Here is a 20,371-nt window from a genome sequence, read left to right as displayed (position 1 = left end):
TCATCCGTACAGGCGGATCAACCTCCGTACAGGCGGATCAAACGAGGGGGAAGGCGACGTCGCAGACCTCGTCCGACGGGGCAGCGGCGCCGAAGTCGGCGAAGTAGACCTCGCGGGGTGAGGAGCTGACCGGCAGGCCCTGGGCGGCGACCCACTGCGCGACCGCGTCGAAGGCGGACAGGATCTGCGGGTACGCGACCTGGGCCTTGATGATGCGGGTGAACGCCTCGCGGTGGGCGGGCTCGACGCGGACGGCGCTGTCCAGGGGGCCGGACGGGTCGACCGGCAGGCAGATCTCGACGGGGCCGTCGCTGTCCTCGTTGACCTCGCCGTGGTACACGATGAAGCAGGGGCCGGTCATGCCGTCGCCGTGACCGGTGGCGGCCTTGAGCAGGCGGCCGATGGCCTCGTCGATCCAGGCCTGCAGCTCCTGGGCGTTCACGTGCCGCTGTTCGGTCAGCACCGTCTGTCGGGGCACGTCGCGGACCTGCACTTCGTACATGGTGAGTCTCTCCCGGTCGTCGAGCAGCCGGCTGCGCAGGTGGGTGACGAGCTCACGGCGGAAGGCCGTCGCGTGCTCCTGGGCGGCCCAGTAGTCACCGAGGAGGCCGGCCCGCGTCCGCGGGTCGGGGGCGGCGACGATCGCGGCGACGGTCGCGAGGGGCATGTCGAGGCGGCGGAGCCGGGCGATCAGCCTGGCCGTCTCCAGCTGCTCCTCGCGATACCAGCGGTAGCCGTTGTGCTCGTCGACGGCGGCGGGCAGGAGCAGGCCCTGCCGTTCGTACAGCCGCAACGCCTTCGGGGAGAGCCACGACCGCCGTGCGAACACCCCGATGGTGAGCAGCTCCTCGTCCACCTGCGCTCCTTCCGGGCCGGGCGGACCGCCCGGCGCGATTCAGGGTCGGCCCTGCCCAAGGGGCAAGGTCAAGCCGCGCCGCAGGCGGCGGAAATGCCGGTGCGTGCGCCGGCCGGTTGAGCCAGTATGGGGCGAGGACCACGTCGAGGACTCGAGGAGCGGACATGCGCGCAGGGATCACGTCCATCCGGAAGGGAGTCATCGACGCTGGAGGCCTGACCCTGCATGACCATCCTCAACCTCGGCATCGTCGCGCATGTCGACGCCGGTAAGACCAGCCTGACCGAGCGGCTGCTGTTCCGCGCCGGCGTCATCGACCGGATCGGCAGCGTCGACGACGGCAGCACGCAGACCGACTCGCTCGCCCTCGAACGGCAGCGGGGCATCACCATCAAGTCCGCGGTGGCGTCGTTCCCCGTCGGCGGCGTCACGGTCAACCTGATCGACACGCCCGGGCACCCCGACTTCATCGCCGAGGTGGAGCGCGCGCTCCGCGTCCTGGACGGCGCCGTCCTCGTCGTCTCCGCGGTCGAGGGCGTCCAGGCGCAGACCCGGATCCTGATGCGGACACTGCGGCGGCTGCGCGTACCGACGCTGATCTTCGTCAACAAGATCGATCGGCGCGGCGCCCGGCACGAGGACCTCCTCGCCGACCTCGCGGCCATGCTGACGCCCGCGCTCGCCCCGATGGGCCGCCCCACCGGCCTGGGCACGCCCGGCGCCGCCTTCGAGCCCGGCACCGCCCGCCTGGCGGAGGCCCTGGCCGAGCACGACGAGCAGGCCATGGCCGCTTTTGTGCACGATGCGGCCGATGTACGGCTGGAGCCCGAGCTCGCCCGGCAGACCGCGGCGGGGCTGGTCCATCCGGTGTACTTCGGCTCGGCGACGACCGGCGCGGGGGTCGACGCGCTGGTCTCCGGTCTCGCTACGATCCTGCCCGCGGCGACCGGCGACCCCGGCGCCCCGCTGTCCGCGACGGTGTTCAAGGTCGAGCGCGGCCCGGCCGGCGAGAAGATCGCGTACGTCCGCCTCTTCGCCGGCACGATCCACGTCCGCGACCAGCTCCCGGCCGGCAAGGTCACCGCGATCGGCATCCCCTCGGGCGGCACCGCGGTGCCCGTGGGGTCGGTCGCCGCGGGCCAGATCGGCAAGCTGTGGGGCCTCAGGACCGTCCGGATCGGCGACACCATCGGCGCGGACCCGCCGCGCGCGGGCGCGGCCCAGCTCTTCGCGCCTCCCACGCTGGAGACGGTCGTCGTGCCCCGGAACCCGCGCGACCGCGCCCGCCTGCACGCGGCGCTCGCCCAACTCGCGGAGCAGGACCCCCTGATCGACCTGCGCCTGTCCGACACACCGTCCGACGCACCGTCCGACGCACCGTCCGGCTCTGCGTCGGGCTCGGCGTCGGGTTCGGGGGCCGGTTCGCCGTCGGGTTCGGCGGCGGGTTCGCCGGGCGTCTCGCTGGCCGTCTCGTTGTACGGCGAGGTCCAGAAGGAGGTCATCGAGGCGACGCTCGCCGCGGAGTACGGCGTGCTGGTCGACTTCCGCGAGTCGACGATCGTCTACGTCGAGCAGGTCGCCGGCACCGGCTCCGCCGTGGAGCTGCTCGGCGCGCCGGACAACCCGTTCCTCGCCACGGTCGGCCTGCGCGTCGAACCCTCCGACCGCGGTGTCGAGTTCCACCTGGACGTGCCCGTCGAGTCCATGCCGATGTACGTCTACAACAGGGCCGCCGACTTCGAGGCCGCGATGTCCTCGTACGTGCGCGACACCCTCCGCCAGGGCCTGCACGGCTGGAACGTCACCGGCGCCAGGGTCACGATGACCACGTCCGGCTACCAGGCGCCCGGCAGCTCCGCCGCCGACTACCGCAAGCTGACCCCCCTGGTGCTCATGCGCGCGCTGCGCCAGGCCGGCACGCGGATCTGCGAGCCGGTCCACCGCTTCCATCTCGAGATCCCGGCCTCCACCACGGGCGTGGTGCTCGGCCTGCTGTCGAAGCTCGGCGCCGTGCCGTCGTCGCAGGACCAGCGCCGCGACTGGTGCGAGGTGACCGGCACCATCCCAGCGGCGCGCATCCGCGATCTGGAACGCCGCCTGCCCGGCATCAGCCACGGCCTCGGAGTCCTGGAGTACGCCTTCGACCACCACCGTCCCGTCCACGGAACGCCGCCCGTCAGGCCCCGCTCCGACCACAACCCGCTGAACCGCAAGGAGTACCTGCTGTGGGTCTCACGCCGCGTCGCCGCCGGCCCCGTCGGTTAACTCCTGCCGCAACCGGGTCAGGGTGATCCGCATGCCCTCCCGGTTGTCCTCGGGCCTCGTCTTCGCGGCCTTCCCGGTGAAGATCCTGCCGAGGATCATCGCCCCGCGAACCCGCTGGTCGATCCAGTACTGGGTGACCTCGGTCCCGCCCTCGACCCCCGCGAGCCGGAACCCCCACCGGGCGACCGGCATCCCGAACGTCGTCACGTCGAACGCGAACTCCACCCCCGGCTCCGCCGCCACCACCTTGCACGTGGTGAACCAGACATACGCCCCGCGCCGGTTGAACCCGACGAACCGCCGCGGCACCCGCCCCGGCGACCGCGTCAGCACCCAGGTGCCGAAGCACTCGGGACTGTGCCTCGCCATCCGCCGCACATCCGCCACCGCCCGGAACACCACCTCCGGCGCCACGCCGACGGTGATCCTCTCGACGACCTCGTCAGCCATCTCTCAGCTCCCCATCCGTTCTTCGAACCGGGCCCGGTCAGGGTAGTCCGCCCCGCGCGGCCGATCACTCAAGTCGCCACCGCCGGCCACTCACCGCAGGTCGTGTCGCTCAAGTCGCCACCCGGCGGCCACCGACCGGTCAGGTCGCCACCGCAGGGTCCTATCGCTCAACCCGTCGCCACCGACCACCAACCGGCCAGATCACCCGCAGGCCATGTTGCTCAAGTCGCCACCGGCCGCTCACCAGACAGGTCACCACCCGGACTTCGTGCCGCTCAACCCATCGCCACCGGCCACCAACGACCAGGTCGCCACCCGCAGGCCGTCTTGCTCGAGTCGCCACCGCCGACCACCGACCGGCCAGGTCACCCCGCAGGGTCGTGCCGTCAACCCGTCGCCGCCAGCCACCGACCGGTCAGGTCACCACCCGCAGGTCGTGGATCAGCTCCGAGAAGACGACCGGCGGCAGGTCCCCGAACGTCCTGCCGTCGGCGCGAACTAAGACCAGGTCGGCGACCGTCTGCGGCGGTGCGGAGTCGACCGTGTCGGAGGCGTGCCAGCCGGGCTCGGTGTCGAGCACCGCGTAGACGCCCCCGCCGATCGGCTTGGCCATCTGCACGACGGCGTCATACCAGCGGGTCCAGCCGTGCCGCTCAAGACCACGCAGCACCGCGACCGTCACCTTCCGCCCCTCGAAGCGATCGATCGCCCGCGCGCCCCGCTCCTCGTCCGTCACGCGGTACGCCGGCCGCCCCAACTGCTCGAACGGCTGCAGCAGCTCGTAATCGGCGAACACCTCACCCCACGCCGCCAGCCCGCCCTCGGGGAACTGCAGCGGATGCAGCACACCGAGCGCCGCACCGGCCGGCAGGAGCACGGGCTCGTCGTCGACGCCGGCAAGGGTGCCGTCCTCGGCGACCCGGACGGTCGTGACAAGCCCACCGCGCTCCTCCCCCGCCGGCGCGGTCGGCATCGGGTCCTCGAACACTCCCCAGACCAGCCGCCGGGCGAGGTGGCTCATCCACGGGTGGGTGGCGAAGCGGTCGAGGAAGATGGCGGCCGGGATGCGGCGGCCGGTGCACACGGCGCGCTCCAGCCGCGACACGTGCAGCGACGCCGACGCGCGGGCCTCCTTGCGCAGCGCGGTGATGCGGTCCTTGGCCTTCTTGTGTCGCTGCTTGTCCTCACCGCGGGCCGGCTTGGGCAGCTCGGCATGGATCCGGCCGGTCGAGTCACGGACGACGGGCAGCAGCTGGTGGTCGAAGACGATCCGGAACGTGCCGGCGTCGGTCTCGACCGTGTCGCCGTCGTCGTCGAGGCCGAGGGTGGGCACGAGCCGGTCGGCGAGCTCGTCGGAGGTGAGCCCGCGCAGGTCGGCGATCGCCTCGATGTGCTGGCGGGCGACGCTCTTGAACACGGGAAACCTGGACTTCTCGGCGAGCAGGTTGAGCTCGATGAGCGCCGCGTCGGTGCCGCGGTGCCGCAGCGCGTCGAGGGCGGCCTGCGCGCGGGCGCTCGCGTCCTGCCCCGGCCAGTGCTTGGCGAGCGCGGCGATGCGGCGCGCGCCCGCGTCGTCGCCGATGAGCCCGACGGCCTGCATGCACCAGCCGTCGGGAGCGGGCGCACCCGCGGTGAGCCACCGCTCGAACAGCTCCTGCGCGAACGCCGCCCGCGACCCCGCCGTCCACGCGTCACGGGCGGCGAGGACCGCGGGATGCACCTCGTCGGCGTTGCAGACGGAGAGCCTGGCCAGCAGGTGCTCGACCGTGTCAGGGTCGGCGACGGCGCCGTCGAGAGTGGCGATCAGGGACGGCAGCGGCGTGGCTGTCACGTACTGCGGCAGCTTCACCGACGTGACCGGGTCCTTGTCGAGCAGCGCGACGAGGTCGCCGGCCCGCTCCCCCGCCTGCGCGAGCAGCAGCGGACGGTGGCCCTGCGCGTCGAGATACCGCAGGACCCGCCCGACCGCGGTGTCCGCCGGCGTCGCCGACCACAGCGCGACTGCGCCTGCCGCGGCGTGCCGGGGATGGCGCAGCAGCCAGGACCGGGCGGGGCGGCGCAGCTTCTTGCCGGCGAACGCCTGCACGACCGGCGCGATCAACGCGACGTGCCCGACTGGCTGCGCGGCCTCCAATGCGTGCTCCACACTGGCCCGGTCGGAGAACGCGGCGAGCAGCGGGGCGACGTGGCTGACGCCGTGCCGGGCCAGCAGCAACGGCAGCGTGAACCGCACGTGGTAGTAGTGCTGCGCGAAGCCGAGCGCCATCAGCCGCTCATGTGTCCACAGTGGAGCGAGCGTGAGCATGGGCAGCGTCGTCGGCAGCGCCCAGTGCTCCCGATGCTCCAGCCACGCCGTCACCTGGGCCGTGTCACACCGGCTGATCGACACTCCGTCCCACCGCACCGAGCCGTCGTCGCCGCCCAGGCCCTCGGCCGCCTCCAGCTCCTCGTCACGCCAGCGCAGCTCGGGCTCGACCGGCACCGCGGGCTCCAACCAGACCGGATGCGCCGCGGCGGGCGGCCGGTAGTCGCAGGGGACGCCGTCGGGCACCACCATCTCGGTCGCCGGATCGCGGCCGGGCTCGAACGCGCCGGGGTCGGTGAGCGGGCCGAGCGTCGCCCACGGGTGCCCGGCCTCCCGCTCCCGCCGCAGTGCCTCGCGCGCCGCGTCGTCGTCGATGTGGGCCAGCAGGCTGCACCACATACCGTTGTGATGGGCGTGGTCCTCGAACGGATACGCCGGCTTCATCGTGGCCATGACGGGACCCGCGGCGGCGCCGGCGATGTCGAGGACGCTCGCGAGATAGGCCCGGCCGCCGCCCGTGCTGAAGAACTCCCACCGAGCCTTGTCGTTGGCGGCGAGGAGCGTCTTCAGCGTGCCGAGGTCGCCGGCGGCGAGCCCGGACGCATGGACGTCCACGTTGCCGAATCTGCCGCTATACCGCAAAGCGTCGCGATGCGCACCGCGCTCCTCCTCGCCGGCTTGGGGGCCCAGCGGCAGCAGGAACGAGGTGGCCCAGAACAGGTCGGCGCGGATGCTGCCGGTGTGCTCGGCGGCCTTCTTGTCGCGGACCTCCAGCAGCGCGTCACGGGCCTGCGCATAGGTCGGCTCGTCGGCGAGGACCAGCAGCTCACGCAGCCGCCCGAAGACCCCGACACCGACATAGGGCAGCTCGACGTGCAGCCCACCGAGGATCCGACGGCAGCCCTCGACCAGGCCGTGCGCCGCGACGAGGAAGTCGGCGAGCCAGTCGTGAACCGGGCCGGACAGATACTCGAACCTGGCCCGGCACGCCTCCACGAGCGCGCGGTCCTCGGCGGCGGTGCCGACCCGGTGCTCGTGGTCCAGCAGCCGGTGCCCTGTCGCCCGCTCCTGCGCCTCCGAGGAGGTGACGAGCTCCCAGACCCTGGACGGATTGCCGCGCTCGCGGATCGCGGCGTCCTCCGACCACACGCCGCGGCGCAGCCCCGCCCATGCCTCCTTCACGGTGGCGAGCGGTCTGATGTCCGTCGCGATGCCGCCGCGGCGCGGATGCAGGACCGACCGCAGCCAGGGACTGACCGCGATCCCGTCGCGCCACACGAGCGGCGGCGGCTGCGGCGGGGTCCACTCCAGCGGGGCTGAGGACGCCTGGGGCGTGGTCCATCTGGTCACGGCGTCACACTAACCACGACCACCGACAAAACTGCCCGCCCGCTGATCAACGTTGGACGGAAACCGTCGTACCCGCGTGGTAGGAACAAGGCATCGAGACGGAAGGGGCAACGATGCTCACGGATTCGAAGGCGTTCAGCGGGTTCTCGACGGGCGACATCCCGGCCGCCAAGCGGTTCTACAGCGAGACCCTCGGCCTCACGGTCGACGAGGAGCACGGCATGCTGCACCTGCGCCTCGCCGGGGACAAGGACGTGCTGATCTATCCGAAGCCCGATCATCAGCCGGCGACGTTCACCGTGCTCAACTTCCCTGTCGAGGACATCGAGGCCGCAGTCGACGAGCTGATCCGGCGGGGCGTGACGTTCGAGCAGTATGAGACCACCGACGCCAAGGGCATCCATCGTGCCGGCGGCCCGCTGATCGCGTGGTTCCGCGACCCGGCCGGCAACATCCTGTCCGTGCTGCAGCAGTGACGCCATGATCCCGGCAGACGTCTTCGACGAGCACCGCGGCCGGCTCAAGGCCGTCGCCTACCGGGTGCTCGGCCGGGTCGGCGACGTCGAGGACGTCGTGCAGGACGCGTGGCTGCGGTGGAGCACCGTCGACCCGGCGACGGTCGACGACCCCGAGGCGTATCTGGTCCGGGTGACGACCCGGCTGGCGATCGACCGGTTGCGCAGCGCCCAGGCGCGCCGGGAGCAGTATGTCGGGCCGTGGCTGCCCGAGCCGATGCTGACCAGCCCCGACGTCGCGGAGCGGGTCGCCCTGGCCGACTCGGTGTCCACGGCGATGCTGCTGGTGCTGGAGTCGCTGTCGCCGTTGGAGCGGGCGGTGTTCGTGTTGCGCGAGGCGTTCGGCTATTCGCACGCGGAGATCGCCTCGTTCGTCGGGCGGAGCGAGGTCTCCGTCCGCCAGACCGCGGCGCGGGCCCGCGCCCACGTCGAGGAGCATCGCGTCAGGTATGACACCGATCTGGCGACGAGGACCGAGGTCACGCAGCGGTTCCTGGCCGCCTGCGCCGGCGGCGACCTGCGCAGGCTGGTCGAGGTGCTCGCCCCCGGCGTCGAGCTGGTCAGCGACGGCGGCGGCCTGGCACCTGCGCCGCGCAAGGTGATCGCGGGGCTGGAGCTGGTGGCGGGGGCGCTGTTGACGTTCGCCGGCCGCCTGCCCGAGGCGCCGAGCATCGCCGTCGAGGAGCTCAACGGCGGCCCCGCCATCGTCGTGTATTCCGCCGGGACGCCGGCCGTGGCCGTGTTCCTGCACCTGGTCGACGGCCTGGTCCACTCGATCCACCTGGTCAGCAACCCCGAGAAGCTCTCCGGCATCCCACCACTGCCGTCAGCGACATGAGGAGCCAGTCCGCGCCGTTGCGGGAAGGCCCCGGCACGTTCGGAGGCGATCCTGCGCGCCCGACGAACGACGGACGTTGCGAGGTGACACCGGTGCCGTGTGACGCATCGCAACGAGAACCGGGTCATGCAGTGCTTCGGCAGTGGCGCAGGCGAGACGGAGAGCGGTGAGTGGGTGTCGTCGCGCTGGATGGCGCGGCGGAGGCGACCGCGCCTGATGACGGCGCGATCGGGTTGGTGCGGTGGAGGTGACGCGCGTGGTGGCGGTGCGGCAGGGGCGGTGCCGCAGCGGCGACCGCGCCCGATGACGGCTTGGCAGGGTCGGTGCGGCAGCGGCGACCGCGCCTAGTGACGGCGCGGCGGTGACGACCGCACCTGGTGACGGCGCGGCGGTGACGACCGCACCTGGTGGCAGCGTGGCAGGGGCAGTGCCGCAGCGGCGACCGCGCCCGATGACGGCGCGGCGTGACGACCGCACCTGGCGGTGGCCCGGCAGCGGTGGCCCGGCAGCGGTGGTGAGGTGGTTGCGACCGCGCCCGATGGCGGCGCGGCGGGGGTGGTGCGGCGTGCGTTGGGTGGGCTGCCGGTGCCGGTGATGGCCGGCCCGGTGTCGGTTCGCGAGTGGCATGGGGACGCTCCGCTGTGTTGAGCCGGGTGCCGGGCGCGGATGCCGGTGAGGCGGGCCTTGGACAGTCCGGTCCGGCGGTGGGTGGGGTGGGTGAGCGGCGTCACTGTCGGGGCGGCTCACGGATCGGTGGAGTGGCTCGTCCTGGGGGTGATGCGCGGCCGGCACGGCGGGCGCGCGAAAGCCAGAAGGGAGCCGGGCATGCACCGGATCGTTGTCCTCGGCGGCGGGTACACCGGGATGATCGCCGCTATTCGTGTGGCGCGCAGGGCGCGGCGGCTCGGGGTCGTCGTCACGGTGGTGAATCCGTCGGAGCGGTTCGCCGAGCGGTTGCGGATGCATCAGGTCGCCAGTGGGCAGGTCGTTCGGGAGGTGGGGATTCCGGAGCTGTTGCGGGGCACTGGCATCGAGTTCGTGCAGGGGTGGGCGGAGCGGGTCGATCCCGGGCGGCGGGAGGTGAGCGTCGGTGGGCGGGTCGTGGGCTACGACACGCTCGTCTACGCGATCGGCAGTGTGGCGCAGACCGGGACGGTGCCTGGGGCGGAGGCTCACGCGTACACGCTGAACTCCGTCGAATCGGCGGCGCGGCTGGCGGACCTGCTCGCCGCGCGGACGGGCGCGACGGTCGCGGTGGTGGGCGGTGGGCTCACCGGCGTCGAGGCTGCCACGGAGATCGCCGAGCGGCACCCGGCGGCCCGCGTGCTGCTGCTCAGCCGTGACGTGCCCGGCTCGATGATGTCGGCGCGGGCGCGGGCGCATCTCGACCGGGCGCTGCGGCGGCTCGGTGTCGGTGTGCGGACCGGGGTCGAGGTCACGAAGGTCCTGCCGGACGGGGTCGAGTTCGCCGGCGGTGAGGTCGTCGGTGCCGACGCGACGCTCTGGACGACCGGGTTCACTGCGTCGCCGCTCGCCGCGGAGGCGGGGATCGCCGTGGACGGGCGCGGGCGGATCGTGGTGGACGCGACGTTGCGGTCCGTGTCGCACCCGGACATCGTCGCGATCGGTGACGCCGCGGCGATCACGCAGCGGTGGGGCACGATCCACGGCACCTGCCAGAGCGGCATCCCCAGCGGAGCGCACGCGGCGGACAGCATCGCGCGGGTGCTCGCCGGGAAGCCGGCCAAGCCGTTCCGGTTCGGGTACATCCACCAGCCGGTGTCCCTCGGCCGCAGGGACGCCGTCATCCAGTTCACCCGGCCCGACGACACCCCGCGGCGCTGGTTCCTCAAGGGTCGCGCCGCCGTCGTCTACAAGGAGTTGGTGACGAGGAGCCCGTTGCCGTCGTACCGGCTGTCGAAGCACCTCACCGTCCCCGCCGCCGCCCTCTCCTCCCGCGGCTGAGACAGACACCGACAGCCGCGGAGGCGGGCAACGTGGCGGGGAGAACGAGCGGAGGTGGAAGCGGGGTGGGCGGGTGTTATTCAGTGTGGAGGACCTCGGAGATGGTGAGGCGGGCGGCGGCGCGGGCCGGGACGAGGGCGCCGAGGACGGCGATCGCGGCGCCGGCGAGGGCCAGGAGCAGCAGGGTGCCCGGCTGCCAGACGTTGAGCAGGGCCAGTGGGATGTCCACCTTCGCGGCGCGGGTTGCCATGGGGACGACGAGACGGTGGGCAAGGACGCCGGTGGGGACGCCGACGAGCCCGCCGAGGAGGCCGAGGCCGGCCATGGACGTCACCGTCATCACGACCACCTGGCGGGGGGTCATGCCGATGGACTTGAGCATGCCGAGGTCGCGGCGGCGTTCACGGACGTTGAGCAGGACGGTGTTGAGGACGCTCAAGGCGGCCACGACGCCGAGCATCAGCGACAGCGCGGTCGACAGGCTGATCATCGAGACCGTGAACGAGTTGATGCCCACGTTGCTCCACGCGGCGAGGCCGGGGTCGGCGGCGCGGACGGAGGCGAGGTACACGGGGATGTCGGTGCCCGGCAGGAGCGAGATCTCGTACATGACCTCGTGGTTGGGGATCGGCTGCTGCGGGCCGAGCCGCTGCAGGGTCTCCCAGGTCGTGATCAGGGCGGGGCCGCCGACGGCGGCGCTCATGGTCTCGCCGACGACGGTCACCTCGGTGCGGTGGCCGTCGAGCTCGAGCGTGAGCCGGTCGCCGAGGTGGATGCCGCGCTCGTGCAGCAGCGCCGAGGGCACGACGATCTCGCCGGGTGCGCGCAGCCACCGTCCGGCGACGATGGCCTCCTTCAACCCCACCTCGTCGTGGTCGCCGCGCAGGAAGTCCACCGGGACCGCCTGGGTCTGCCCGGCGACGGTGACGTCGATCCCGAGCATGGCGGTCACGTGCCGGGTGCCGGGCAGCGACCGCAGCAGCCGCTCGATGTCCTCGTCGGAGCGGGTAGTCGTCGCCTGCTGAAACCGCGGGTTGCCTGGCCGGACCGCGATCGGGGCCGTCTCGTTGCGGTCGGCGATGCTCGAATACCTCGAGACGGTGGTGGCGAGACCACTCGCGAACGTCACGGTCGTCACGCCGAGCACGACCGCGGCGACGGTCAGGGCGGTGCGGGCCGGCCGGGCGAAGGGCAGGCCCAGCCCGAGGCTCACCGAGCGCGGCAGCCGGACCCCGCTCAGCCACCGCTGCACCCGCAGCCCCCGGCCGGTGCGGGGAGCGCTGCCGGCGCTGATCGCCTCGGCGGCCGGGAGCCGCCGGGCCCGCAACGCCGGCAGCAGCGCGGCGAGCAGCACCACGAGGAGGATCCCGGCGAGCGCGGCGATCTGCACGCGCAGCCCGTTGCCCACGTCGCCGTGGAAGCCGAGGCCCTGGAAGGCGTTCGTCAGCAGTGGCCGTGCGGCGAACTCGCCCCCGATGATGCCGAGCCCGCCGCCGACCACCGCCGGCACGGACACCATCGTCAGATACACGCCGACGACCTGCGCCGGGGTGAAGCCGATGGCCTTGAGGACTCCGATGTGCCGGTATCCGGAAACGACCGCACCGCTGACGACGTTGGCGACGACCAGGATGGCGACGAACAGCCCGAGGAGCCCGAAGACGATCAGGAACGGCACGTAGGCACCCGGACCTGCCTTCACCGCTTCCTTGATCACCAGGTAGGAGCTGGTGGCGAGCAGGCCGTCGGACGGCAGCGCGGCGGTGAACGCGTCGACGGCCGGCTCGGTCGGCTCGCCGGGCAGCCGGTACAGCATCTGGACGGCGGTCGGGTGCAGTTGCGCCATCTGCGCGGGGGCGACCCACGCGTCGGCGGTGCGGCTGACGCTGTAACCGAAACCGACGACCGTGAGCGGCGGCGCGCCCCGCAGCTGGATCACGGACCCGACCAGCGACGGCGGGTGGTAACCGGCCGCCGGCGGGAGGTCCGCCACCACGATCTCGCCGGGTGCGGTCGCCCAGCGGCCGTCCCACAGCTCGACCCGGTCGACCGGCCCGGCGGGGTCGGCCCGGCCGACGACGGTGATCGAGTCGGGCAGGTGTAACGGGGCGCCGTCGGTCGGCGCGGCCAGCACCGCCTGCTCGAACGGCCCGGCGGCCGCCGTGGTGCCGGCCGGCGGTGCGGTGGGCGTGGCGCCGGCGGAGCCGGGCTCGTAGACGGCGACGACGTGGGCACCGGCCTGGTCGGCGAAGACCCGCTCGAACGGTGCCGTCGACGCGTCCAGCAGTCGCAGCGCGACCACGAGGGTAGCGGCGGAGAACAGCACGACGACGCCGATGACGAACGTCTGCAGCCGGCGCCGGCGCACCGCGGCCCGCGCGGCCCGCCAGACGGCGCTCATGCCGTCACCTCCGCCACGATCCGGCGCCGACGCGAGCCCGCAACCACGATCCGGCGCCGACCCGAGCCGGCAAACACGATCCGGCGCCGAGGCGAGCCGGCAACTCCGGTCGGGCGCCGACGCGAGCCGGCAACTGCGATCCGGTGCTGGCCCGAACCGGCGACTACGATCCGGCGCCGAGGCGAGCCGGCAACCACGATCGGGCGCCGGGCCGAGTCGGCGGCTGCGATTCCGGCTCGTGCCTCTCCGTTGCGCTTCGGGGCGGTCACGGGGTGCGCTCCAGTCCGCGGCCGTCGAGGGACAGGCTGCGCTCGCCGACGACGCGGCCATCGGCGAGGGAGACGACCCGGCTGGCGCAGCGCTCGGCCATCCGCTCGTCGTGGGTGACGAGCAGGAGGGTCTGGCCGATCTGGTTGAGGTCGAGCAGCAGGTCCATCACCTGCTCGCCGGCGTGGCTGTCGAGGGCGCCCGTGGGCTCGTCGGCGAGCAGGAGGGCCGGCCGGTTCATCAAGGCGCGGGCCACCGCCACCCGCTGCCGCTCGCCGCCACTGAGCACGGCAGGGTAGGCATTGCGGCGGTCGGCGATGCCGAGCTCGTCGAACAGCTCCAGCGCGCGCCGCCGGGCCTGCCTCGCGGACACCCCGGTGAGCTGGGCGGCGAGGGCCACATTCTCCAGCGCGGGCAGGTCGTCGAGCAGGTTGAAGAACTGGAAGACCATGCCGATGCGCTTGCGGCGGAAGAGCGCGAGCCCCGTCTCGGTGAGCCGGCCCAGGTCCTCGTCGTGGACGGTGACGCCGCCGGCCGTCGGGCGGTCCAGCCCGGCGATCATGTTGAGCAGCGTGGACTTGCCGCAGCCGGACGGGCCCATGACTGCGACGGCCTCGCCCGCCCGGATCTCCAGCGTCACCCCGTCGAGCGCGGTCGTGTCGCCATACTCCTTGCGCACGCCGTCGAGCCGCACCACGACCCGGTCCCCATCACCACTCATGCCAAGCAACGTAGAGCGGGCACGGCCGTGGCGCGTCCTTCCACGGGTCCACCCACCGCGCGGGCGGTCATACCGTGGGCGTAGGTCACCTGGCCGATGCGGCACGAGCGCCGCGTCTGCCAAGGTGGGCGGGTGTGGACCTCAGCGGCGACCTGGCTCGGCATCGCGCTGGTGTGCGCGTGCGCCATAGCCGCGGTCCTGCTGACGGCGCTGCTGAGGACCAGGAAGCGGCTCGCGGCGGCGCTCGGCGAGCGGGGCTGGCTGCTGGAGCGGGAGCGGGAGGCGGCCGCGCGGGCCGCGGTCGGCGCCGAGCGGGCCAGGATCGCCAGGGAGCTGCACGACATCGTCAGCCACACGGTCAGCGTCATGGTCGTGCAGGCGTCCGCGGCCAGGGAGGTGCTCGACACGATGCCCGATGAGGCGGCGACCGCGCTGCGGGCCGTGCAGGACGCCGGCCGCGGCGCCCTGACCGAGCTGCGCCACCTGTTGGGCCTGCTCGCACCCGACGCCGACGGCCAGGACGGCGCCATGAGCCAGGCGAGCACCCACGACCAGCACAGCGCCGCGAGCCAGGCGAGCACCCACGACCAGCACGGCGCCACGAGCCAGGCGAGCACCCACGACCAGCACGGCGCCACTAGCCAGAACAGCACCACGAGCCAGAGCAGCACCACGAGCCAGAAGGGCGCCGCGGGCCAGAACAACGCAAAAAGCCAGAACAGCGCCGCGAGCCAGGGCAGTGCCAAGAGCCAGAACGGCGTCATGGACCAGTACGGCACCAGAGGCCACGACCTGGAGCCGCAGCCGAGCCTGAGTCGGCTGTCGGCGCTGGTGGACCGGGTCGCGTTCGCCGGGCTGCCGGTCGAGGTCCGCATCTCGGGCGAGCCGCGGCCACTGCCGGCAGGAGTGGACCTGACCGCGTACCGGATCGTGCAGGAGGGCCTGACGAACGCGCTGAAGTACGGTGACGGCGGCAAGGCGGAGGTGACGGTGCGGTATGCGGACCGTTCGCTGCGGGTGGAGGTCCTCAACACCGGCCCGAGCGTGCTGAAGGCGGGTCCTGCCGAGAAACCCGCCAAGACCACCGGGCGTGGCCTGACCGGGCTGCGGGCCAGGGTGGCGGTGTACGGCGGCGACCTCGACGCCCGCAGGCGGCTCGGCGGCGGCTACCGCGTCCGGGCCCGCATCCCGTTGGACCCCCCGTGAACGCAGAACCCCCCGCAAGCGCCGAACCCCCCGTGAACGCAGGGCCTTCCAAGAGCGCAGGACACCCGCGGGTGCTCGTGGTGGATGACCAGGAGCTGATCCGCACCGGGTTCCGGCTCATCCTGACCGCCCGGGGCATCGACGTCGTCGGGGAGGCCGCCGACGGGGCGGAGGCGGTGCAGGTCGCCGCGGCGCTGGAGCCGGATGTCGTGCTGATGGACATCCGCATGCCCGGTATGGACGGGCTGGAGGCGACCCGGCGGATCCTGGAGCGCCGGCCGGAGTGCCGCGTGCTGATGCTGACGACGTTCGACCTCGACCGGTACGTGTACGCCGCCCTGCGGATCGGTGCCAGCGGGTTCCTGCTGAAGGACGTGACCGCCGACCATCTCGCCAACGCGGTCCGGCTCGTCGGCACCGGTGACGCGCTGCTCGCCCCGTCCATCACGCGGCGGCTGGTGGAGCGCTTCGCCAACCAGGAAGACGTCGCGCCGAAGACCGACGCCACGATCACCGGGCTGACGCCGCGCGAGCGCGAGGTCCTGACGCTGATCGGGCGCGGCATGTCCAACGCCGAGCTGGCCGCGGCCCTGTTCCTCGCCGAGGCGACCGTCAAGACCCACGTGGCGAGGATCTTCACCAAGCTGGCGCTGCGCGACCGGGCGCAGGCGGTGGTCGTGGCGTACGAGAGCGGCCTGATCACACCCGGCGACCCGGACACCTAGCCGGGGTGGTCGCCGCCCGGAGAAGCGGCGACGACCACCCGGATCGGACGGGGTCAGGCCTGGGCGACCAGGCGGAACGACTGCGCCGCGCCGCCGGTGCACGACCACTGCTGCAGCAGCGCGCCGTCGGCGGTGGAGACGTCACGGACGTCGAGGCACTTGCCGCTGTTGCGGGCGGTGAAGCGGAAGTTCCCACCGCCGAGCGACGCCGGCAGCCACTGCTGGTTGGTGGCGCCGCCGTAGGACCACAGGTGCACCTGCGTGCCGTCGCCCGTGGAGCCGGTGCCGCCGCTGACGTCCCAGACCAGGCTCGGCGCGTAACGGTTGACGACCTGGTAGTAGCCGTTGCTGGTGGGCCGGAACTGCCACTGCTGGTTGGTCGCGCCGGCCGCGCCGCACGCCCACTGCTGCAGGGCGGTGCCGTTGGCGGTGCCCCAGCCGGCATCGTCGAGGCACTTGCCGCTGTTGGTGTTGATCACCTGGTACCACTTGGTGGGGTCGATCGAGGTGGCCGGCGGCTGCGAGGTCGGCGGCTGCGAGGTCGGGGTGACCGGGCCGCCGGGCCAGGTGAACGTCGCCATGGAGCCGGCGGGCAGGTTGTAGCCGAAGGACGCGCCGCCGTAGGAGACCTGGAAGTTCTGGGCGCCGCCGGAGTTCACCGCGACGAGCACGATGGAGCCGTCGGGGTTGCGGAAGGCGACGTTCTCGATGCCACCCTGGCCGTAGTTGGTCGAGTCGACGCGGACCGCGCCGGGCTTGACGAACTTCGCCAGGTGCCCCAGCACGTAGTACTCGGCGTTGTACGTGACGCTCCCGCCGTTGACGGTGACGACGCCCATGCAGTTGGTGCAGCTGCCGATGACGGGACCGTGCGACGGGTTGAGCGCCATGTTCCACATGGTCACGGTCTTCGCCCAGTTGCGGGTGGCGCCGATGGCGAGGTTGCGCCCCTGCCACAGCAGCGAGTCGGCGAACGTGTTGGCCGTGTTGCCCGACTCGGTGCCGGAGCACTCGGTGAAGAAGATGTCCTTGTTCGGGTAGGCGTTGCGCACGGTGCTCTGCCCGCTGGGGTTGCCGCCGTAGCAGTGCCAGGCGGTGCCGGCGGTGTTGTTGCCGGTCGCGGCGAGGACCTGCTGCGGGAAGGACGTGTTGTCCCAGTTGTGGTCCCAGGCGAGAATCTTCGTGCCGAGGCCGGCCGAGGACAGCTTCGGCGCGAGGTTGTTGATGATCGCGGCCTGCTGCGACGCCGACATCAGCATGCCGGGGTAGCCGGGCGGGGAGAACTGCGGCTCGTTCTGCACGCTGAGGTACTGCACCGGTACGCCCGCCGCCTGGTACGCCTGGACGGACTTCACCAGGTAGTCGGCGAAGGTGCCCTCGTAGTTGGTGCTCAGCGACCCGCCGACCAGGTTGTTGTTGGTCTTCATCCAGGCCGGCGCGCTCCACGGCACGACCATCGTGGACAGCTGCGGGTTCAGCGAACGGGCCTGGGTGAGCAGCGGGAGGATGTACGCCTGGTCGTGCGCGATCGAGAACCGCGACAGGCTCGGGTCGGCGCTGCCGTCGTCGTACGTGTAGAAGTTCAGCGAGAAGTCCGACGCGCCGAGCGGCTGGCGCAGGAAGCTCAGGCCGATCCCGCTCGACGGGTTGAACAGCGCGTTCATGATGCTGTTGCGGGCCGAGGAGTTGTAGATCAGGTTGGCGGACGAGTCGGTGAACGACGCGCCGAAGCCGACCATCGACTGGTACGTCGTGCCGGCGTTGACGGTGATCGTCGAGCCGCTGCCCGCGGTACCGAACGCGACGTCGGCCTTCTTCGTGAGCTGGTTGGCGCGGTCCGGCGTGGTGAGCCAGACGCTCGCGTTGGTGGCGGCGAGGGCGGGCGACGCCTGGGTGACCACGAGCGCGGCGCCGGTGGCGAGCAGCGCGCCGGCGGCGCACGTCGCCAGGAGCCGTTTCCGAGAGGACATGGCGGGTCCCTTCTGGGGGTTGGGAAGACCGGGGTGGGGCGGGCGGGGCCCCGCCCCGGTCCGGCTGTTACGCGTACAGGCGGATGTCGGCGAGGCTCCACCAGCTGCCGCTGCTGCCCGTGTTCGTCACCCGCACGTAGCGGGCGCGGGCCTGCACGTCCACGTTGGTGAGCTGGCCGGTGCCCGTTCCGGAGGCGACGACGCGCCAGGAGGTGCCGTCGTCGCTGACGGAGAGCTCCCACGAGCGGGCGTAGTCGCCGACGCTGCCGCCGCTGTCGATGGCGACCCGGCGGAAGCTGGTCTTGCCGCCCAGGTCGACCTGCAGGTACTGGCCCGGCTCCTGCGCCTGGCCGGCGGACCAACGGGTCGAGGCGTCCTCGTCCACGGCCAGCTTCGCGTCAGCCGAGGCCGAGGCGGGCAGCGACGTGGCGGTGGCGCCCTTCAGCGGCAGCAGCCGCAGGCCGTCGTCGAACACCCGGCTGCGCGGCCAGGTGAACGTGGCGAGCGAGCCGCCGGGCAGCGTGTAGTCGAACGTGCGGTCGCCCGCCGCGACGGTGAACGTGCGCGGGTCGTCGTTCTCGTTGTGCACGACCAGCGCCGTGGAGCCGTCGGGGTTGCGGAACGCGACGTCCATGATCTGGCCGTTCCAGCCGGTGGTGCCGAACGAGGTGCTGGCGATCCGCACGGCGCCGGGCTTCACGAAGCGGGACAGGTGCCCGATCGTGTAGTACTCGGCGTTGGTGGTGAACGTGCCGTCCGGCTGGACGGTGATCAGGCCGGTGCACGTGTCGCAGCCGCCGAGGTGCGGGCCGTTGGTCGAGTCGAGCGCGATGTTCCAGTTGACCGCGGACTTCGCCCAGTTGCGGGTGGTGCCGATGGCGATCGTCCGGGCGTGCCACTTGAGCGTGTCGCGGAAGAACTGCGCCGGCGTGTCGTTCGCGCCGTGCGAGCCGGAGCACTCGGTGAACCAGATGCCCTTGGTCGGGAACGCGTCGTGCAGCGCGGTCTGCGCGGCCGGTTCGCCGTAGTAGCAGTGGTACGCGGTGCCGGCGAGCCACTTCGCGGCGGGGCTGCGCAGCAGCTGGTACGGGTAGTCCGTCTCGGGGTCCTGCCCCGGCGGGACGTTGACGACGTCGTTGGGGTGGGTGGCCCAGTTGTGGTCGTACCCGATGATCTTCGTCCGCGGGCTGAAGAGCCGCAGCAGCGGGCCGAGGATCTCGATGACCTTGGCCTCCTGGGCGACCCGCATGGCGGTCGTCGGGTAGCCGTTGACGCCGCCGTTCTGCGGCTCGTTCTGCACCGTGATGTAGTCGATCGGCACCCCGGCGGCGGTGTACGCGAGGACGAAGCGGGTCAGATACGCGGCGTACACGGCGTAGATCTTCGGGTCGTCGATGAGCGAACCGCCGACGAGCGAGTCGTTGGCCTTCATCCAGGCCGGCGGGCTCCACGGCGTCGCCATGATCTTCAGCTGGGGGTTGAGCTGCTTCGCCCGGCGCAGCAGCGGCAGGATCTGCGCCTGGTCGCGGGCGATGCTGAACTTCGACAGCGTCCAGTCCTTCTGCCCGGCCGGCACGTCGTCGAGCGAGTAGTGGCTGCTCGCGGCGGTGAAGTCCGACGAGCCGATCGGCTGGCGCAGGAAGCTCACGCCGTCGCCCTTGGCCGGGTCGAACAGGGCGCGAATGGCCTTGTCGCGTTCGGTGGCGCTCAGCCGGTACAGCACGGCGGCCGAGGAGTCGGTGATCGACGCCCCGAAGCCGTCCATGGTCTGGTACTCGCGGCTGGGGTCCACGGTGATCGTGACGTTCGGGTTGCCGGCTGCCGCCTTCGTGAAGGCGATCGGGGCCCGCTCGTGCATGAGCTCCGTCTGGTCGACGGTCGTCACCCACACCCGCGCCGACGGAGCGGCCTCACCGGCCTGCGCCTGCGTGAATCCTGTCAGTCCGACGGCGACGGCGGCACCGGCCGCCACCAGCCGTAACACCTGTCGTGGCATCGTGTCTCTCCCGGAGCTACCGATGTAACAAATGAAACATCAATGTAACTAAGCGGAGGACAGCACAGCATCGGCCCGCACCGATTGTCAAGAGCAGTTCAAGCGCTTGACGCGTTCGGCGCGGGCCGTGAGATCGGCAGGTTGGCTACCCGATGTAACGCATGGATGAAACAGAAGCGGCGCGGGAGCGCTCAGCCACGGCGGAGGAGGCGGCCGACGGCCGCCATCATCTCGGTGGCCATCTCCTCGCCCTTGCCCTCCTCGGCGCCGTGCTGCATGCAGTGGCGGGCGTGGTCGTCGAGCAGGCCGAGGGCGACCTTGTCGAGGGCCGCCTGGATGGCGCTGATCTGCGTCAGCACATCGATGCAGTAGCGGTCCTCGTCGACCATCTTCCCCACGCCGCGGACCTGGCCCTCGATGCGGCGCAGCCGGCCCTGGAGCTGGTCCTTCGTGGCGGTGTACCCGCGAGGCGTGGCGGTGGTCATGTCACCCATCCTAGCGCACACCCCCTGGGGGTATGCTACGTTTGCCAGGTACCCGT

13 protein-coding genes and 2 pseudogenes are annotated in these 20,371 nt (G+C 72.2%); 7 read left to right on the top strand and 8 right to left on the bottom strand.

Annotated features, from left to right (window positions below):
- Window positions 1-37: 37 nt before the first annotated feature.
- Window positions 38-856 (bottom strand): MerR family transcriptional regulator, encoded by an 819-nt coding sequence (locus ABZ321_RS37165; RefSeq protein WP_354900214.1) that lies wholly within the window; start codon window positions 854-856, stop codon window positions 38-40.
- 225 nt (window positions 857-1,081) lie between these two features.
- Between ABZ321_RS37165 and ABZ321_RS37160 the strand changes: the two genes are divergently transcribed.
- On the top strand, window positions 1,082-3,121 hold the full coding sequence (locus tag ABZ321_RS37160; protein WP_354900212.1) for a translation factor GTPase family protein: 2,040 nt from the start codon (window positions 1,082-1,084) through the stop codon (window positions 3,119-3,121).
- Here the strand turns inward: ABZ321_RS37160 and ABZ321_RS37155 are convergent.
- Together ABZ321_RS37155 and ABZ321_RS37150 are read right to left on the bottom strand one after the other, a co-directional pair.
- Entirely contained in the window at window positions 3,089-3,571 is a 483-nt protein-coding gene (locus ABZ321_RS37155) for an SRPBCC family protein (protein ID WP_354900210.1), read from the bottom strand. The two genes, ABZ321_RS37160 and ABZ321_RS37155, sit on opposite strands and share 33 nt — an antisense overlap.
- Window positions 3,572-3,986: 415 nt before the next feature.
- On the bottom strand, window positions 3,987-7,226 hold the full coding sequence (locus ABZ321_RS37150; protein WP_354900208.1) for a DUF4132 domain-containing protein: 3,240 nt from the start codon (window positions 7,224-7,226) through the stop codon (window positions 3,987-3,989).
- Window positions 7,227-7,339: 113 nt separating this feature from the next.
- Here ABZ321_RS37150 and ABZ321_RS37145 point away from each other — a divergent pair, with 113 nt between their 5' ends.
- The 3 genes from ABZ321_RS37145 to ABZ321_RS37135 all read left to right on the top strand — a co-directional run bounded on the left by ABZ321_RS37145 (window position 7,340) and on the right by ABZ321_RS37135 (window position 10,544).
- Window positions 7,340-7,702 carry a VOC family protein gene (locus ABZ321_RS37145; protein ID WP_354900207.1) on the top strand — a complete coding sequence of 121 codons (363 nt, stop codon included), beginning with the start codon at window positions 7,340-7,342 and terminating at the stop codon, window positions 7,700-7,702.
- A gap of 4 nt (window positions 7,703-7,706) precedes the next feature.
- Window positions 7,707-8,579 (top strand): RNA polymerase sigma factor SigJ, encoded by an 873-nt coding sequence (gene sigJ / locus ABZ321_RS37140; RefSeq protein WP_344510385.1) that lies wholly within the window; start codon window positions 7,707-7,709, stop codon window positions 8,577-8,579.
- An 825-nt stretch (window positions 8,580-9,404) separates the two neighbouring features.
- Window positions 9,405-10,544: an FAD-dependent oxidoreductase gene (locus ABZ321_RS37135; RefSeq protein ID WP_354900206.1), complete on the top strand. Its 1,140-nt coding sequence runs from the start codon at window positions 9,405-9,407 to the stop codon at window positions 10,542-10,544.
- 76 nt (window positions 10,545-10,620) lie between these two features.
- Here ABZ321_RS37135 and ABZ321_RS37130 read toward each other — a convergent pair whose 3' ends face one another.
- Window positions 10,621-12,945: an ABC transporter permease gene (locus ABZ321_RS37130; protein ID WP_354900204.1), complete on the bottom strand. Its 2,325-nt coding sequence runs from the start codon at window positions 12,943-12,945 to the stop codon at window positions 10,621-10,623.
- Window positions 12,946-13,210: 265 nt separating this feature from the next.
- Window positions 13,211-13,933, bottom strand: a complete 723-nt coding sequence (locus ABZ321_RS37125) for an ABC transporter ATP-binding protein (protein ID WP_344510390.1) — start codon at window positions 13,931-13,933, stop codon at window positions 13,211-13,213.
- A 198-nt stretch (window positions 13,934-14,131) separates the two neighbouring features.
- Between ABZ321_RS37125 and ABZ321_RS37120 the strand changes: the two are divergent.
- The 3 genes and pseudogenes from ABZ321_RS37120 to ABZ321_RS37110 all read left to right on the top strand — a co-directional run.
- A pseudogene (locus ABZ321_RS37120) lies at window positions 14,132-14,455 on the top strand (histidine kinase dimerization/phosphoacceptor domain-containing protein); the annotation flags it as partial.
- Window positions 14,456-14,731: 276 nt separating this feature from the next.
- A pseudogene (locus ABZ321_RS37115) lies at window positions 14,732-15,139 on the top strand (ATP-binding protein); the annotation flags it as partial.
- A gap of 80 nt (window positions 15,140-15,219) precedes the next feature.
- Window positions 15,220-15,864, top strand: coding sequence for a response regulator transcription factor (locus ABZ321_RS37110; RefSeq protein ID WP_344510392.1), 645 nt, complete (start codon window positions 15,220-15,222; stop codon window positions 15,862-15,864).
- A 53-nt stretch (window positions 15,865-15,917) separates the two neighbouring features.
- Here the strand turns inward: ABZ321_RS37110 and ABZ321_RS37105 are convergent, their stop codons facing one another.
- The 3 genes from ABZ321_RS37105 to ABZ321_RS37095 form a co-directional block, all read right to left on the bottom strand.
- Window positions 15,918-17,834, bottom strand: coding sequence for an RICIN domain-containing protein (locus ABZ321_RS37105; RefSeq protein WP_354900202.1), 1,917 nt, complete (start codon window positions 17,832-17,834; stop codon window positions 15,918-15,920).
- Between the two features lie 67 nt (window positions 17,835-17,901).
- Complete coding sequence (locus ABZ321_RS37100) at window positions 17,902-19,830, bottom strand: discoidin domain-containing protein (RefSeq protein WP_354900200.1); 1,929 nt, start codon at window positions 19,828-19,830, stop codon at window positions 17,902-17,904.
- A gap of 191 nt (window positions 19,831-20,021) precedes the next feature.
- The gene (locus ABZ321_RS37095) at window positions 20,022-20,315 is read right to left on the bottom strand and encodes a metal-sensitive transcriptional regulator (protein ID WP_344510398.1); all 294 of its coding nucleotides are present in this window, start codon (window positions 20,313-20,315) and stop codon (window positions 20,022-20,024) included.
- Between the last annotated feature and the right edge of the window lie 56 nt (window positions 20,316-20,371).

The sequence above is a fragment of the Dactylosporangium sp. NPDC006015 genome (genome assembly GCF_040614215.1).
Taxonomy (GTDB): Bacteria; Actinomycetota; Actinomycetes; order Mycobacteriales; family Micromonosporaceae; genus Dactylosporangium; species Dactylosporangium maewongense.
Note: the sequence above shows the minus strand (reverse complement) of the source record. Positions and strands in the feature narration are given on the sequence as shown.